This window comes from Pseudoalteromonas sp. BSi20495 (assembly GCF_000241185.1).
Classification (GTDB): domain Bacteria; phylum Pseudomonadota; class Gammaproteobacteria; order Enterobacterales; family Alteromonadaceae; genus Pseudoalteromonas; species Pseudoalteromonas fuliginea.
In genome coordinates, this window is the sequence record NZ_BADY01000115.1 from 1 (window position 1) to 15,430 (window position 15,430).

Sequence of the window (15,430 nt, forward strand, 5' to 3'; positions counted from 1 at the left end):
CCTCAAGGGATGCGAATAATACACCCTTTATTTTTCGAGTCAACACTTAGTTTTAAACTTTTCTTTTGGAAGATTTAAAACCGAAGTTTTATTTAACTCTCTGAGTAGTTGCTGCCTTGCTATGCTTCGGCGTTTCCCGTCTCAGTGGGGTCGCATTATAGGGAGATTCGAGCGGGGGTCAATGTTTTATTTCAGCTTTTTGACAATTAAATGAATTTAGTATGAAAGCTATACAAATAAAGGGCTACAGGATACTTTTAGTTTAAAAAACACGCACAATATATATCTATTGATGAGGTATTAGTAAGGTTTAAACTAAGCTGTATGTTAAACAAACAACACACAGCTTTATTTTAAATTGAAGGTTTACTTAGATGCTATTTCCCATACGGCAATAGAGCCTGATATTTCATTTCCAACGATTAAGAGTGGGTTTCCTGTGGCACTTTGCTCTGCTGAAACGAATACCATTCCTTCAGGTGCCAAATCGCCTGTAATATTCGCTCCTTTAATTAAGCCTCTATTATAGAAGTAGTCTTCAAATTGCACATTGTATGGATTAGTAATGTCGTAAACCATAATGCCGCCCATACGCTCAAGCCCTATAAAAGCAAATGTACGATCGTCAATTTTACCAATAGTCAGCGCTTCAGGCTCTGCGCCTTTATCATCTGAACGTGAGTCACCTTTGTTTTCATCTTCATTATTGTTAAATGATTCACCATGCACAGATGCTGTTATACGTGCTATATCGTCGCCTGAATCAAAAACCACCAGCCCATTGCTATCCCAAATAGTAAAAGAACGTGCGCCATAGCCGTAAAGCGATTCGTATTGTCCGTCGTTATTGGTATCGCCTTTTATTGTTGTTACTTTTAAGCGACCAATATCATCATCGTCATTATTTAAGTAATCAAAGTTACTAGCAAGCGTTAAGTCTTCAACGCGGCTTTCATCTATATAAGCTAAGCAGCCATCGTCTTTATCGTAATCAAGTCCACCCTTTGCTATACAGTCTGCTTCATCCGTTGTATCAAAAAAGTATTCTCTTGCGTCACCTTCGTTGGCAGTAACTATAAAGTTAGCGCCTTTCCAACTAAAGCTTGAGATAGTATCGGGCTGGTACATACCATAGAGCCCTGGGTATGATTTAAAATTAACACCGCCATCTTTATCTGAGGCATCAAGTTGTAAGCTTGACCAATCTTTAAAGCCTAAGCCTTTTAGCTCAAGACTGTTGTCTTGTAGGTTAACTATTGCAAGTGCATTGTTTTCTTGAATAGATACATAAGCATATTTGTTATCTTTAGAAATGCGAACGTACTCGGGCTCTAAATCCATAGCTACTGTGGTATTTATTAGATTACCGTTAATAGTACGACCATTTGGGTTTGCAAAAACTACCCCTTGCGCTTCTAGTTCGGTTTGTTTGTTGTTATAGGCTTTAAAATCAATATTTATTGCTGTATCGGCTATTACATTATTTGTTATATCGATAATACTAATAGAACCTTCAGGATCTACGCTGTAGTCGCCACTTGGTTCACCTTCGTTAGCAACCACTGCCTTTGCGCCATCATGGGTGAACGTCACCATGTCTGGTAAAAATCCGACTGTAACATTTTTAATAAATACAGGTGAGTCGCCGCTTATATCGTAAAAAGCAATTTGACCTGCATCACCCGTGCTTTTAGCAGCCATTGCGACCGCTAGTAAATTATTATTTTCATCAATAGCAATGCTGTTTGCATCGCCTTGGGTATGCTCGTTTAAAGACAACGTAATAACGGACGTTAAATTTGTGGCGCTGATAACCCCTTCGTTATCTTTAACGAGTGCGGCAGTATCAAAGGTGTCGGCGGGTAAAATATCAACAACAGCGTCATCGCCTGAACTGTTAATAGCGTAAATCCATTTTTTAGATGCTTGGTATGCAACTATTTCAGCCGCACCTTCTGGGCTTTGTGCATTTAGTACACCTCTACCCACAAGGTTAATATTTAATGCTGAATTAGCATTTACACCATTTATCCCATTAATGCCATTTGCGCCTTGTTCTCCCTGTAATCCTTGAGAGCCGTTTTGACCATCGTCACCATCAAGTGCGCAACCAGTAAGAATAGATATAAGTGACAGCGCAATAATTGATTTTTTAAACATATGATTTTCCTTAGTATTGTATTTGCTAAATATCAACACACAGGCATGACAAGATTATGGCAGTTTTAATACAGCCTCTTAGCCTAAGTAATTAGCTTATACGCTAGCGGAGTAATTAAAATTAAAGCGGCCGTATAACCAAGCATTTTTGCACTCGGGGAATACTCTCGTTTAATTGCAACTCCTAGCAAAGGTCTAAGTACATCAATACGTGTAATACTCCATGTTATAACCCCGCAGAGAGACCAAGTTCCTATAATAATGATAAATGGCTCAACAACAGTCCCTAAACTTAAAGGTTGCAGTAAAAAACACAAAATAATCAAAATGCTTTGATGCAATAAATAAAAGGGAAACACCCATGCATTGAGCTGCTTTAAATAGTAGGTATTAAAATTTAAAAATCGGTGAGCGAGCGCAAGTACAAAAAATACACCTACAACACGTTGAATATTGTAGCTAGCGCTTAAAATAAAATGAGGAAGAGTAAACACCTTCTGATAACTTAATATTATAAGTACAAACAAAACCGCAAAACTCAAAGCTAGTAATACTAAGTTTTTATTTAAGCACTTCCAAAAGTAAGTGTTTTTAGCAAGTATGTATCCTGCGAGTAGCAGTATTAAGCCGTTAGTTTCTCTGATTGAATCGCCAGTTAAGTAATGGCTTATAAATAGTGTGGCAATAGTGAGCAAGGTAATTAAAAACCCAAATGACATACCCGCTTTAACAAATGTTTTTAAAGGCGCAATAAAGGGCAAACGTTCAAAAAGAGCTAAAACAATAATGATCAGCATAAATTGCCACAACGAGCGCAAATACCATAAGTGATTTACATCCACATGCGGCCACACCCCAGACTGATAATTGATAAAAAGCGTATTGTTAGTCTCTATAAAAGCTAAATAAAATTGCCAATAACTAATATCAATAACACCGTGCTGCGACATTTCTGCAAACAGCTGTAAAGGCACTATTAACCATAAACCCACCAGCAAGGGTAATAGTAAAAAAGTAGAGCGGTATAAAGTGAAATGTAACCAAGACTTAAAGCCACTTATTTTATCAATCATAAAACGCAGTGCTACGCCCGATATAAACCAAATGAGCAACATACGCCAAGGTGAAAACACCAACATTAAATATTCAACATACTGTGATGTGTAATTACTTTTAAAATGAAATCCCCAGTTTTCGCTATACAACATGCCAATGTGATAAAAAATTAGCGACACAAATGCGATTACCCTAAGCCAATCAAGATAATATTTACGCGAATTAACTAATGAAGGTTGTTGTGTTTGAGTGTTCATGCTTTTACTACTTTATGAATTTTATGCGTTATTCATACCTAAAGCTCTCGCTAAAACTATCTACAAGTGCTTATATTACAGGCAATAGTGATAAAAGGTGGTATACAGGGATAAGCGTGCCACATCAGCAATAAGCATACATTTATGAACCTACAGCACTTTCAACGTTTTCAAAGCATTTACGCATCAGTATTACTGTGTGCTTACGTATTAATTAATAATACAGTAAACGCTACAACCCAAATAATGGAAGCCCAAAGAGAAGGCGCTTTAACTTTTTTAATGTGGGAGCCATTTGTTTGGGAGTATTCAAGTGCCTTGAGTACTTTGCTTATATTCCCTATTTTAATTTGGTTTTTAAGATACTTACCTTTTAATTGGCAAAATATTACGGCCTCATTAGGTATGTACTTTGGTGCCTCTATTATATTTAGCGTGTTACACGTTGGTATTATGGTAGGGGTTCGTAAATTCATATATTTGTTGAATGATGGGTCTTACAACTTTGGACTTAGTTGGTTTGAGCTTATTTATGAATACCAGAAAGACGCTATAAGCTTTGTGTTTTTTATTGTACTTATCAAAGTATATCAATATGTGGTGCAGCAGTTACTAGGTGAAGCTTCTTCAATTGAAGAAAGTGAGCAGCAAACAACATCGACCATAAATCGCTTATTAGTTAAAAAGCTCGGTAAGGAATTCATTATAAAAATAGAGGATGTTGATTGGCTTGAATCGTCGGGTAATTATGTAAACCTACATATAGGCTCACGTATATATCCGTTAAGGGCAACGCTTACAGCATTAAGTAAACAACTTGAAGTGCAGGGGTTTTGTAGAATTCACCGCAGCCATGGCGTAAAACTCGATAAAGTGGAGTCCATTACACCACTACCCAGTGGCGACAGTGAAATAAAACTAACAACAGGTAAAGTACTAAACCTATCTAGACGCTATAAAGAGCAATTTAAACTAACGTTGCAATAATACAAATCAAACAAGCGATAATGGCTTACACTAAAATCAGTGGCCAAGTTTAGTTGGCCACCAGCTTATCTGACACACTTAACTGTACATCAAGATCTGAAAGCGCATTATTTTGTTCAAACAAACTTGAAGAGGTTTGCCAAGTATCGATTTGATGCTCATTTAATTGTAGTTCCAAGTTTTTAGCCTTTCACTCAGTTAAAAGGCTATTTAAATCACTGCGAATTAATATTTGCGGATTAAATAACTTTTGCGGTACATCAATTGGCTTAATTTCATCATAAGCAATCACTGTTTTTTTACCTGGCTGCATTTGATCGATTAACGACATAGAAATCACTTTAACTTTGTTGTTTCTCTCACCTCTTTCAAAGGTAGCCGTTTTGGCATGTTTGCCAGAACGAAGATACAACTCTGCTTGCAATGGAAATAAATCGGCTTTATCAACGGTAAGTTGAATTTTTTGATAGCTCGCCTTTTCTGAATAAGCCGTTAAATTAAACACTATGACAGCTTCATTCGTTTCATAAGACTCTATATCGTAATCTTGACTCCAACTAAGTGTCGCAATATCGCCCAGTGATGCCTCCCCCAATAATTTTTGTAAAGGGGTTATGCGTATTGGTCGTCGGCTTTTCGGCATGAACATCCAATAATCATTTTCCTTCATCAAGACCTTTTGTCCTTGCTCTGAAGCCGTTTTAAAAACAACAAGTGATTGTTTATTGATAGATGAATAAACATCATATTGCTTTTCACTTTTTAGCTTCTCTTTATTATATGCACTGACTGTTGCCGAAATTTTTACTGACTCAGCTTCACTTCGATAAGCATCAACGTTGACAAGAGCTGCTTGCAGATCAAATCCACCTTCGTATTGTTCATTTACAGTTTGCGCAACAGCTGATACAGAAATAAGCAACAGCGCACAGATAGATATGATATTTTTAAATTTAAACATGACTTAGCGCCTCTGTAATTGATTTTGAACTGCCTTTATATGCAGCCTTTAGTGCCGCTAATACACATACCAATACCATAGTAAGTAATACAATACCTGCTACTTCCCATGAGAAAGTAATGGTTAAAGGGTAACCCTGATTGCTACCTGGCGGTGGTGGCATTTCTAAACCTAAATAAACCAATCCCCAAGCAATGAAGGCAGATGCAACAATACCTAACGCCGCGCCAATGAACCCTATCATGCTTGACTCTAATACAAAGTTACGAATAATTTCCCATTGATAAGAGCCCATTGCCGATACAGTCCCTATTTCACGGGTTCTTTCACTAACAGTCATTGCCATCGTATTTGAAATTGAGAAGAACACAAGTAACACCATAATTCCACCTAACAGGCCAAAAATACGGTTATAAAGATCTTTTACTGACTGATAATAGAATGCGCGCTTCCACCAAGGTGTAAACTCCAATGACTGGTCACGCTTCTGATAATCTAAAACTGTTTGTTGTGTTTTACTTATGTCAAATAAGTAAACCGACAATGAGCTGACTTTCTCGGTATATAACAATGATTGCGCATCTGATAGTTTCACATAGAGCTGTCGCTTATCTAAATCTGGCACACCTGTCGTATAAATACCCCTTATTGTAAAATCCATCGCATTCAACGCACCATCTGTCGTTGTCGACATGAGCGTAATATAATCCCCCACAGTCACCTTTAAGTTGCGTGCTAGCTCCTTACCTAATACAACTTCTGCTTCATCTTCATTACCAAAGTTTGATAATGCTTTACCTTCTAACATTGTTAAAAAAGGCCCTTTAACCATAAACTCTTCGGGGTCTACACCCAGACCAATAAAAATTGAGCTTTTTTCACCGTTAGATACAAGACCATTGAAGTTTATGCGTGGCAATACACTTTTAATGTCTTCGTTGGTTTCAAGTTGAGCTATTAACTTTTCAATATCAGATAAACCATATTGCAGCGGTGTATCTTCTTCTTCTTTTAGAAATTTTTGATGTGTAATAATAAAATTACCTTCATCTCTAGCCGCTTTTTCTGCTAGTGATTGATAAGTAAATAAGGCAAAGCCACTCGTCGTTAAAATAGCGGCAACGGCAACTGCAGCAACTAATATTGTGAATAATGAACGCCTACCATTTCGGCAAACGTTAAAAAATGCAAATGAGAGCCAACGCATTATCCTGCTCTCCTATGAGTTTCATATGGATTAAATACCGATAAATTACCATCAGCTAGATTTAAAACACGATGACAGCGATCTGTCATACGGTGGTCATGTGTTGCTACAATAAAGGTACAACCTAGGTCATTGCCTAAATCACGCATCAGATCAATGACCATATTCGCGGTCGATGTATCTAAATTTGCGGTGGGTTCATCCGCAATCACAATCTCAGGTCGCTTAACCAATGCTCGAGCAATAGCAACACGCTGCTGTTGACCACCTGATAATTGATCTGGGCGTTTAGATATATGACCTTTTAAACCAACTTTATTAATAATATCAACAACTTTATCCATTCTTTCTCGCTTATTCATATTAAGCATTAAAAGTGGATACTCCACGTTTTCATAAACAGACATCACTGGGATCAAATTATATCTCTGGAAGATAAATCCTAGTTTTTCACGACGAATTTGTGTCATTACTTTTTTATCTTTTGAGACTGCTTTACCTGCAAGCCAAATTTCACCTTTATAGTCATCGTCAAGCAAGCCACAAATATTTAAAAGTGTTGATTTCCCGCTACCTGAAGGGCCACATAATGCAACAGTTTCCCCTTTTTTTATCTCAGCAGATACGCCTTTTAATGCGTCGACGACGACTTCTCCAGTCTTGTAAGACTTAACAATGTTCGAAAATTTAAGCATTACAATTATCCTTTTTCAGCCTTTGAAAGGCGCGCTAGAGCGTCAGACTTTTCGATGAATAATTTCGCTCTAGTTTGATCTTCTAATTTATTTGCAGCCAATGCGGCACATCTATAAGTTGATTGTTTTAGCTGTTTATCTAACTTTGAAAATCCATCACTATCGGCCAATACTTGATTTAATAAATGAGCACCATGTTCAGCACGATTCATCATTTTTGGTACCTGCGCAAAGGTACAGCCAGCAGTCACATAAACGCTTGCTTTAAGTGGATATGGCATTCCTTTAACTTGCTTAATTGCTTTATTTAATTTCGCAATGCCGGCTTCTGCGAATTTCATTTTTTGCCAAGGTTGACTGGTGTATCGTGCCTGCGTTGTTTCAGCACTTCCTAACATAGCTAAAACAACGGGATTTGATGCTTTATTGTTGAGTTCAGAAAGCGCGTTCACAGCAAGTTGATTTTGCTCTTGGGAGCCAGTAAGTCCCTGTTGATATGCTGTAATAACATGCGCTGGGATTTCACTTGCAGTAACTGAAGAGCTTGCTAGTACAACGCCTAAAAGCATTTTTTTAATCGTAGAAAATTGGTTCATTATCGTTATCCTGTATTGTTTCTGTTGATGAACATATCTTAAGAAACAATCACAATAGAATGTTAGGCAGGCGATAATCGGTTGAATAGGGAGATAAACGGGAAATAGTAATGATGAATATACTTTGTAGTCCTTTTTTAGGGGAGCGATCAAATTAGTAAGTTGAATTATGATAGTGATTAGAGCGCACTCAATACAATCAAAAAAGAGGTAAATCCGCTTCAATAATGGTTGGTTATTTTTTCTGTTACATCTGCTTAAATAAATGGTGATATTTTCTACTCACAGAAAGTTTTTCATCACTCCCTTTCAAGTATATATAGACATGACCTAAATCATCTTTAGATACATGATCAATAGTGTCAACTCGAACAATACAATTACGATGAATGCGCCAAAAAGTATCAGGCTCTAACTCACTTTCTAAATGAGTAATAGATGTTTTTATTAAATGCTTCTGTTGCCCAGCAGTAACTTCGGTGTACTTATTGTCGGCGATAAAATAATCTACGTCATCAACATCAATCATATATATATGATTGTTTTTACTTGCTTTAATCCACTTTAAATACGCATTAGATGATGCTAGGCTATTACTCTGCATTAACTGGGAGAACATAGCCTGTAACTGTGTTTGTTGACTAGTCTCAGTGCTTTCGGATGACAAAAGCTTTTTTATTCGCTGTACGGTTTTTTCAAGCCTTATTTTTTCTAAAGGTTTTAAAAGATAGTCAATTGCTTGGTTCTCAAATGCAGTAACTGCATATTCATTATAAGCAGTTACAAAAACCATAATGGGGGGTGAGTCATCATCACATAGTTTTTTAGAAACTTCTAAACCATCCATTCCTGGCATATTAATATCTAAAAATACAACCTTAGGTGTAAATGCCTCGGTCAGTGCTAAAGCTTCTTCACCATTAGCTGCTTGACCAACAATATCGATTTCAGGCCAAACCTCTTCTAACATCATTTTCAAATGTGTACGCAAAATGGGCTCATCGTCAGCAATAACAACTTTAACTCGGTGAGACATTTAAGGGAACCTCCATAGTGACGGTCACAATACCCGCCTGACTGTGATCAAATAAAAGGCTGGCTTGTTCACCATACAATTGTTGTAATCTGGTTTTTACGTTGTTCATCCCAACTTGTGTGCCTTTGTGATTACTGCCTTCATTAGGTGTATTATTCGTAATGCGTATTAATAAGTTATTTTCTTCCTTTTTGACTAATAGAGTCAATTCTCCACCCGATGTTAACTGTTCTATACCATGTGTAACGGCATTTTCTATGAGAGGTTGAAGTAACATTGGAGGAAACAAAATATCATCGGTTATTTTATCCGTTACGTCATAGTGAATATTAAGTCTACCCCCTAAACGTATTTTCTGTATGGCCAAATAAGCTTTATTAAAACGTAATTCATGGCCGAGGGTTAACCACTCAGACCTAGTCCTATCTAAACTTTGTCTCAATAAAGCCGAAAGTGCGGCTAACATCTTATTCGCCTGTTTAGTATCAACAGCTATCAATGCTTGAATATTAGCGAGTGTATTAAATAAAAAGTGCGGCTCAATTTGAGATTGTAGTAACCTTAATTGAGTTTCTAACAGCACTTTATCTTTCTTTATTTGCTCTAATTCAACTTGCGCTAACGATTGTTTTAAATTCTGTGCTTGTGCACTTCGATAGTATGTAAAACTCACCACCACCATAATAAAACTGCCAATCAGAAAAATACCTACATATTGTTGTAAATCACCAATATAGCCACCAGTGCTTTTCACAACACCTAATAAGAGTGGCGTCAGTCCCCACACAATAAAAGAAAAAAGAGTAGCTAAGAAAAACTGCAAGGCAAGATTCATTTGTGGATAATGCCGCTTTAACCATTTACGGCATAAGCGAATACTGAACCCGACTCCAAGAGAGATCATAATTGAAATAACAGGATACTTAGCCCACCCAATAAAGTGAATCAGTAACCCAAGTGAAATACAGACTACAGCGAGCTTTAAATTACTCACCCAGCTTTCTGATCCTGAGAATGGTTTAATAAAAGGCATTAAATTACAACTTAATTTCGACGCTAAAATATCCAGTTTTTTGATGGCTTAGCTGCTCATATATTGTTTCGCTTCCGCCAGCATAGCTCCTATAGCCGAGACAGAGACGACCATTTTTAAAACCAGAGTAACACAGCTCACTATTTATTAACATGCTGTTATCCTGAGGGTTTGTTAACCATGTCATCGAAGGTTGCCAGGTAGAATTAGATGTTCTCAAATGCACCATCACACTATCCCTGAATAGATTTTGTGTCGAAAAGTGAGCTCGATATAATCTCAATTGATGATCTTGAACACCTCCATTATTAGCGCGTGCAATTAATGATCGCCATTGCTTGTCACTTGGTGCTCGACCATCATGCCAGTATTCTACAATGGCTGTTACCCCCATCGAAAAACTGTAGTTAAAACCCACTAAAGCTTGCAAACTGCCTTTGCGCCAAATTGTTTCAACATTATCATATGCAAATAAAGTATTTTTATACAGTTGAGTAACTTTAGGCGAACGATAGTTTTGCTGCCAGAGTAATGAACTATGTAATTCTAAGCTATCACCTATTACTGTAAGGGTACTTCCACCAATTCTAAAGCCCAGTTTATCGTCATAGTGCGCTATTGCTTGCGCTTCATAACCATCAAAGAATTGATAATAGCGCCCACCACAACCGTAACTTTGTGCTACTTTAATACCTCGTTCAAGATAATCAGGTTTCGTTTCATTGCAAATCACAGTGATATTTCCTGATTCAGTAAAGTAGTCCCCCGTTATCATTAACACACCAGGGGGTACTGCTGTATATATCGCTAATGAGTCAGTTGGAGAAAACATGTCCAATGGTCTAAATCCATAGGCAACATCCCAATCAAGCTTCTTTTTCCCTACAGATAAAAACCAATTTTCCGTACTAAAATCATAGAACGCTTCTGAAATAGTAAAATCGGTTTCACTCGTCCCACCTTCTTTATATACGTTAGCAGTTGCCGCAAAACGCAACCCTTCACCTTCTAAACTTACATCCAGAGCCGAGAAAAGAGATGAAGTATTTTTAGTTGCAAAAATTGCTTGATTCGTCCCTTTTATATTTTGCCCATTAATACGAATTTGACTATCAAACTGTAATTTTTCTGTAAACTGTTTTGCTTCACTCACTGAAGATATAACCATCACGAACAGCACATATATTTTGCAAATAACACCCAATATTATTTTCATCTTATCCTCCTGATCTGCAAAAATTGTAAAGCGATAATGTGAGCTTGGTAAATTAGGTGATGGGTGGCTTTATAGGAGGATAAAAGGGAATAATGGCAGATAAGGCTATCTGGTTAAAACAGCTTATGATCGGCTATAAAGATATTTGGTGCCTTTTAAAAGCCATGAGGGGGAAAAGAGGGAGTTATAAATCAAGAAAAATAGTATGCCTAGAGCGTGTTGATCTTTCGAGTACGCTTTCTAGCCAACCCACTACGATTCAGGTTTACCGTTGGAAAACAAAAAATCTCTTGTGTAATTGACTAGATTATCTGGTTTTTAAATAAAAACGGCTAAAGCAATCTTGTTTTAATTTTAGCGATTATACTCTGCTCTAGTTTTCTGTATAAAAACTTCAAGCTCATTAAGCGTTGGCTCAATGCCTTTTTCATTATGCATTTCAAACCAATCGGCTATGTCGCTAATTATTATAGAACCGTCTTGTAGGCATAACTCATCGTTTTTTAGCCAAACATCAGGCGCTCGAAGTGAGGGTCCAGTATACCAACTACAATAAGTGTAACCTTGGCTTTTTAAATTAGACTCTATGACAAGATTCGTCGGGATTGATAGAATTAATAAAACAATTAAACCTACAACTGCACTTTTAAATGCATTAATTAAAGTTAACTTTATATCAAACCCCAAAAAGCGCTGTAAAGTCGATAAAAACGTTAGAAATAAGCAAGGTAATAATAAAAAAGATAGCAGTATGGTGGCTTGCTCTTTGATAAAAAATTGAGGCCGACTAACTAAAAATATTGTTTCCACTTCGGAAAAAAAATTTAAGGCTATTTTATAGCACAGTCCCCCACTAACAATTAACAAGAAAAAAACAGATGCTAATTCTTTCATATTTGCAAGAGATAACTTTTTATCTGCTTTTTTCCATTCTAAAATAGGCATTAGTTATAGCTCATTTCTGTTTCAACTTATATTCATCAACTAGACCGCAATAAACACAGCTCCTCGGTTGCATAAAAGTGAGCCATGAAATAGTTCTACATAGATGTTAGCTTATTACTCTTTAATGGTGACTTTTCACTACTTATAATTAGTATAATCATCACGACTTTTTCTAGTTTCTTTTATAAACTCTTTTAGCTCATCAACAGAGGGTTCAATACCTTGTTGGTTTTTTTGCTCGAACCAATCGGCTATATCACTGATTATGACAGAGCCATCTTGTAAGCATAACTCATCGTTTTTTAGCCAAACATCAGGACCTCTAAAAGATGGACTAGTATACCAATGACAAAAACTATAACCCTTCCCTGTTAATTTAGACTCGATATAAAAACTATTAGTAATAGATAAAGTTATATATAGAGGAATTGCCCAAAGCATAAGTTTTACCATTAGCTTTATTGTTTTCTCGTTGTGAAAATTGAATACCTTTTGAAAACCGGCAATTGTCATAAGCACAGGAAACGGTGTCATTGCTATTATTGGAGCCAACAGGCCACTTTCTCTAATATAATAAAGCGAGTCATCAAAATAAACATTTTCAACAAACCCGTAATAAGAGAAATAAAATAAAGTCATTGAGAATAATACAAAAACAACCAAGCCTATAACAACTGTTAGCTTATGCTCGAGAGTTTGTTCTAAAAAGCGTTCTTCAGATTTTTGCCATTCTAAAATAGACATCAATTGTACTCATTTTTACTACGATTAAGATTTATTGTTGGAACTCCAAACAGAAAGTTAAAAAAGCATAAGGATCTTCACTAAAACCCTTTTCTAATTTTTTATTAACCTCAATAATCTCAGAGCGAAGATTGCTTTCAAGTTCTCGCAACTTATAAGCAATGGCATCCGCTATAGGATCTGTTGAAAAAACCATAGTTAAGGCAGTAAAAGCTATACCTACACTGACAACAATAAGGAGAGGTATTGCAGCAGTAGTAACAATAATGACCCCAGCAAAAGCGGTTGCAAAATAAGTAACTGCAAATGTTGTAGCTATAGCAGCTCCAACAACTGCCATATCGACAGCTATACCTGCGACTAAGTCATGCCATGTTTTTTGATCATTTAAAAACAAATCTACACTGTGGAATGTAACTGAAATTAATAAACTAACTACAAAGCCTCCTTTCATTGCTTTAGAGGCTTCTAGCTTGCCTACGCCGATAGTAAAAAGCCTAGGATTACTTGCTAAATAATGAGTTCCAGTTAAATGAGCTCTGATACCAGGGTAAGAAGTGATTATAATAGCGGGGGAGCCATTATATATTTTGATTTTAAACTTACCAAACGTATTACCTTGGCGCTTCATTACTTCTGCAATAATGACTAAAGCTTTAATATCATCAAATAGAGGATATAGACCAGCCCCTGCTTTCAAAGGATCTTTAATTCGTTTCCATTTACTTGATAGTGAATTATGCTCTTCCAGTAACTTATCAAGCCAATCAACCACTTCTGAACGAGATTTACCTTGCTTCATCTTTACAGAGATAATGTAGTCTACAAACTCTGCAGAGTTCATTTGGATAAGAGTGTGGTTATTACCTGATAGAATGCTTTTTATTTGGTTTTGACGTTGCCTTTCGGCAATAAAAAGCGAGTATATAACTCGCTTTAAAAAGGTGTTGGCTTATTATTTTTTAACTGGGCGTTTCCAACCTGTTAAATTACGCTGTTTAGAGCGTGCTATTGCTAATTGGTCATCTTCAACGGTACTGGTTATCACCGAGCCTGCACCAATTGTTGCAGTTGCACCTATATTTACTGGGGCAACAAGTGATGAATTAGAACCAATAAAAGCATTATCGCCAATAATAGTTTTTGATTTATTAACACCATCGTAGTTGCAGGTAATAGTACCAGCGCCAATATTCACTTTTTCGCCAATTTCAGCATCACCTAAGTAACTTAAGTGGTTGGCTTTTGAGCCTTTACCTAAACGGGTTTTTTTCATCTCAACAAAGTTACCAATGTGTGAGTCTTCTTCCATTACAGCACCAGGGCGAAGCCGAGCATAAGGACCCAACGTACACTGTGCGGCAACGCTTGCATCTTCAATTAAGGTATTTGCCTTTATTACCACGTTATCGCCTATGGTACAATTTTTAAGGACACAGTTAGGGCCAATTTGTACATTGCTACCAAGGGTTACATTACCTTCAAAAATAACGTTTATATCAATAAGTACATCTTCACCGGTGGTAACTGTTCCACGCACATCAATACGCGCAGGATCAGCAAGTGTTGCACCATTTAACATTAACTCTTGCGCTTGCCATGCTTGGTAAGCACGCTCAAGACCAGCAAGTTGTACGCGGTTATTTGCGCCCTCAACTTCCATTGCATGGTCTGGCTGAGCTGAAGTAATTTCTACACCTTCACTGTGCGCCATTGCAACGATATCTGTTAAGTAGTACTCGCCTTGTGCATTATTGTTAGATAAGTTACCCAACCATGTTTTTAATAGCTTACCGTTAACAGCCATAATGCCTGTATTTACTTCGTTAATAAGTAACTGCTCTGAGCTTGCATCTTTTTGCTCAACAATACCGACTAACTTACCACCGGCACGAAGCATTCGACCATAGCCATTTGGGTTTACCAAATTTACCGTTAATACCGCTAAACCATTTTTAGGTGTTGCGGCTAATAAACGCTCTAGTGTTGATTGTTTTGTTAGCGGTACATCGCCGTATAAAATCAATACTGTGTCTTCATCGTTAATATGAGAGTTGGCTTGCGCTACTGCGTGGCCAGTACCGAGTTGTTCTGCTTGGAGTACCCAATTTACATCGTTATCGGCAAGTTGTTGTTGTAATAGTTCGCCGCCATGTCCATAAACTAAGTTTGTAGTCGTTGCACCTAATGCCATCACATTATCAATAACGTGCTGTACCATTGGTTTACCTGCAACTTTGTGCAAAACTTTAGGTAGAGCAGAGCGCATGCGAGTACCTTTACCCGCAGCAAGAATAACAGTTGTTAGAGCCATTAAAACAATTTCCTTTTTCCGTTGTTTTAGCTAAATAAGTATTATGTTTGTGCAGAAGATTACGTAAATCACTTCTTGTGCAGATACTCAGTAGGTTAGTTTATTCGTACTGAATCTTGACTGAAAAAAACACTTAATTGGATGACGTTATTGTAGCGAGGATTGGTGAAGGATATAAGTGACAAAGCACAGATAATAGTCCGATAGAGCTATTATTTAACAA

The 15,430-nt window shown here is 37.0% G+C and carries 15 protein-coding genes; 1 reads left to right on the plus strand and 14 read right to left on the minus strand.

Going from position 1 to position 15,430, the window contains the following annotated elements; translation table 11 throughout:
* Positions 1-366: 366 nt before the first annotated feature.
* The gene (locus tag P20495_RS06075; RefSeq protein ID WP_008137614.1) at positions 367-2,160 is read right to left on the minus strand and encodes a choice-of-anchor I family protein; all 1,794 of its coding nucleotides are present in this window, start codon (positions 2,158-2,160) and stop codon (positions 367-369) included.
* Positions 2,161-2,243: 83 nt separating this feature from the next.
* Entirely contained in the window at positions 2,244-3,473 is a 1,230-nt protein-coding gene (locus P20495_RS06070; protein ID WP_008137616.1) for an acyltransferase family protein, read from the minus strand.
* Between the two features lie 144 nt (positions 3,474-3,617).
* Here P20495_RS06070 and P20495_RS06065 point away from each other — a divergent pair, with 144 nt between their 5' ends.
* Positions 3,618-4,460 carry a LytTR family DNA-binding domain-containing protein gene (locus P20495_RS06065; protein WP_008137617.1) on the plus strand — a complete coding sequence of 281 codons (843 nt, stop codon included), beginning with the start codon at positions 3,618-3,620 and terminating at the stop codon, positions 4,458-4,460.
* A gap of 49 nt (positions 4,461-4,509) precedes the next feature.
* Here P20495_RS06065 and P20495_RS22690 read toward each other — a convergent pair whose 3' ends face one another.
* The 12 genes from P20495_RS22690 to glmU all read right to left on the minus strand — a co-directional run bounded on the left by P20495_RS22690 (position 4,510) and on the right by glmU (position 15,207).
* A complete protein-coding gene (locus tag P20495_RS22690; protein WP_008137620.1) occupies positions 4,510-4,638 on the minus strand; it encodes a hypothetical protein in 129 nt (42 codons plus the stop codon).
* A 12-nt stretch (positions 4,639-4,650) separates the two neighbouring features.
* Positions 4,651-5,421, minus strand: a complete 771-nt coding sequence (locus P20495_RS06060) for an outer membrane lipoprotein-sorting protein (protein WP_008137622.1) — start codon at positions 5,419-5,421, stop codon at positions 4,651-4,653.
* A complete protein-coding gene (locus P20495_RS06055; protein ID WP_008137624.1) occupies positions 5,414-6,628 on the minus strand; it encodes an FtsX-like permease family protein in 1,215 nt (404 codons plus the stop codon). Before P20495_RS06055 ends, P20495_RS06060 begins: the two co-directional genes overlap by 8 nt.
* Entirely contained in the window at positions 6,628-7,323 is a 696-nt protein-coding gene (locus P20495_RS06050) for an ABC transporter ATP-binding protein (protein ID WP_008137626.1), read from the minus strand. The genes P20495_RS06055 and P20495_RS06050 overlap by 1 nt, the downstream gene beginning before the upstream one ends.
* 5 nt (positions 7,324-7,328) lie before the next feature.
* A complete protein-coding gene (locus P20495_RS06045) occupies positions 7,329-7,919 on the minus strand; it encodes a hypothetical protein (RefSeq protein ID WP_008137627.1) in 591 nt (196 codons plus the stop codon).
* Positions 7,920-8,166: 247 nt separating this feature from the next.
* Complete coding sequence (locus tag P20495_RS06040) at positions 8,167-8,955, minus strand: LytTR family DNA-binding domain-containing protein (RefSeq protein ID WP_008137628.1); 789 nt, start codon at positions 8,953-8,955, stop codon at positions 8,167-8,169.
* The gene (locus P20495_RS06035; protein WP_008137629.1) at positions 8,939-9,988 is read right to left on the minus strand and encodes a sensor histidine kinase; all 1,050 of its coding nucleotides are present in this window, start codon (positions 9,986-9,988) and stop codon (positions 8,939-8,941) included. Before P20495_RS06035 ends, P20495_RS06040 begins: the two co-directional genes overlap by 17 nt.
* Before the next feature lie 4 nt (positions 9,989-9,992).
* Complete coding sequence (locus P20495_RS06030) at positions 9,993-11,204, minus strand: hypothetical protein (RefSeq protein ID WP_008137630.1); 1,212 nt, start codon at positions 11,202-11,204, stop codon at positions 9,993-9,995.
* Positions 11,205-11,558: 354 nt separating this feature from the next.
* Entirely contained in the window at positions 11,559-12,149 is a 591-nt protein-coding gene (locus P20495_RS06025; protein WP_008137631.1) for a DUF1240 domain-containing protein, read from the minus strand.
* Positions 12,150-12,287: 138 nt separating this feature from the next.
* On the minus strand, positions 12,288-12,893 hold the full coding sequence (locus P20495_RS06020; RefSeq protein WP_008137632.1) for a DUF1240 domain-containing protein: 606 nt from the start codon (positions 12,891-12,893) through the stop codon (positions 12,288-12,290).
* A 31-nt stretch (positions 12,894-12,924) separates the two neighbouring features.
* Positions 12,925-13,737 (minus strand): hypothetical protein, encoded by an 813-nt coding sequence (locus tag P20495_RS20815; protein WP_242401493.1) that lies wholly within the window; start codon positions 13,735-13,737, stop codon positions 12,925-12,927.
* 111 nt (positions 13,738-13,848) lie between these two features.
* Positions 13,849-15,207, minus strand: a complete 1,359-nt coding sequence (glmU, locus tag P20495_RS06015; RefSeq protein WP_008137635.1) for a bifunctional UDP-N-acetylglucosamine diphosphorylase/glucosamine-1-phosphate N-acetyltransferase GlmU — start codon at positions 15,205-15,207, stop codon at positions 13,849-13,851.
* Positions 15,208-15,430 lie beyond the last annotated feature (223 nt).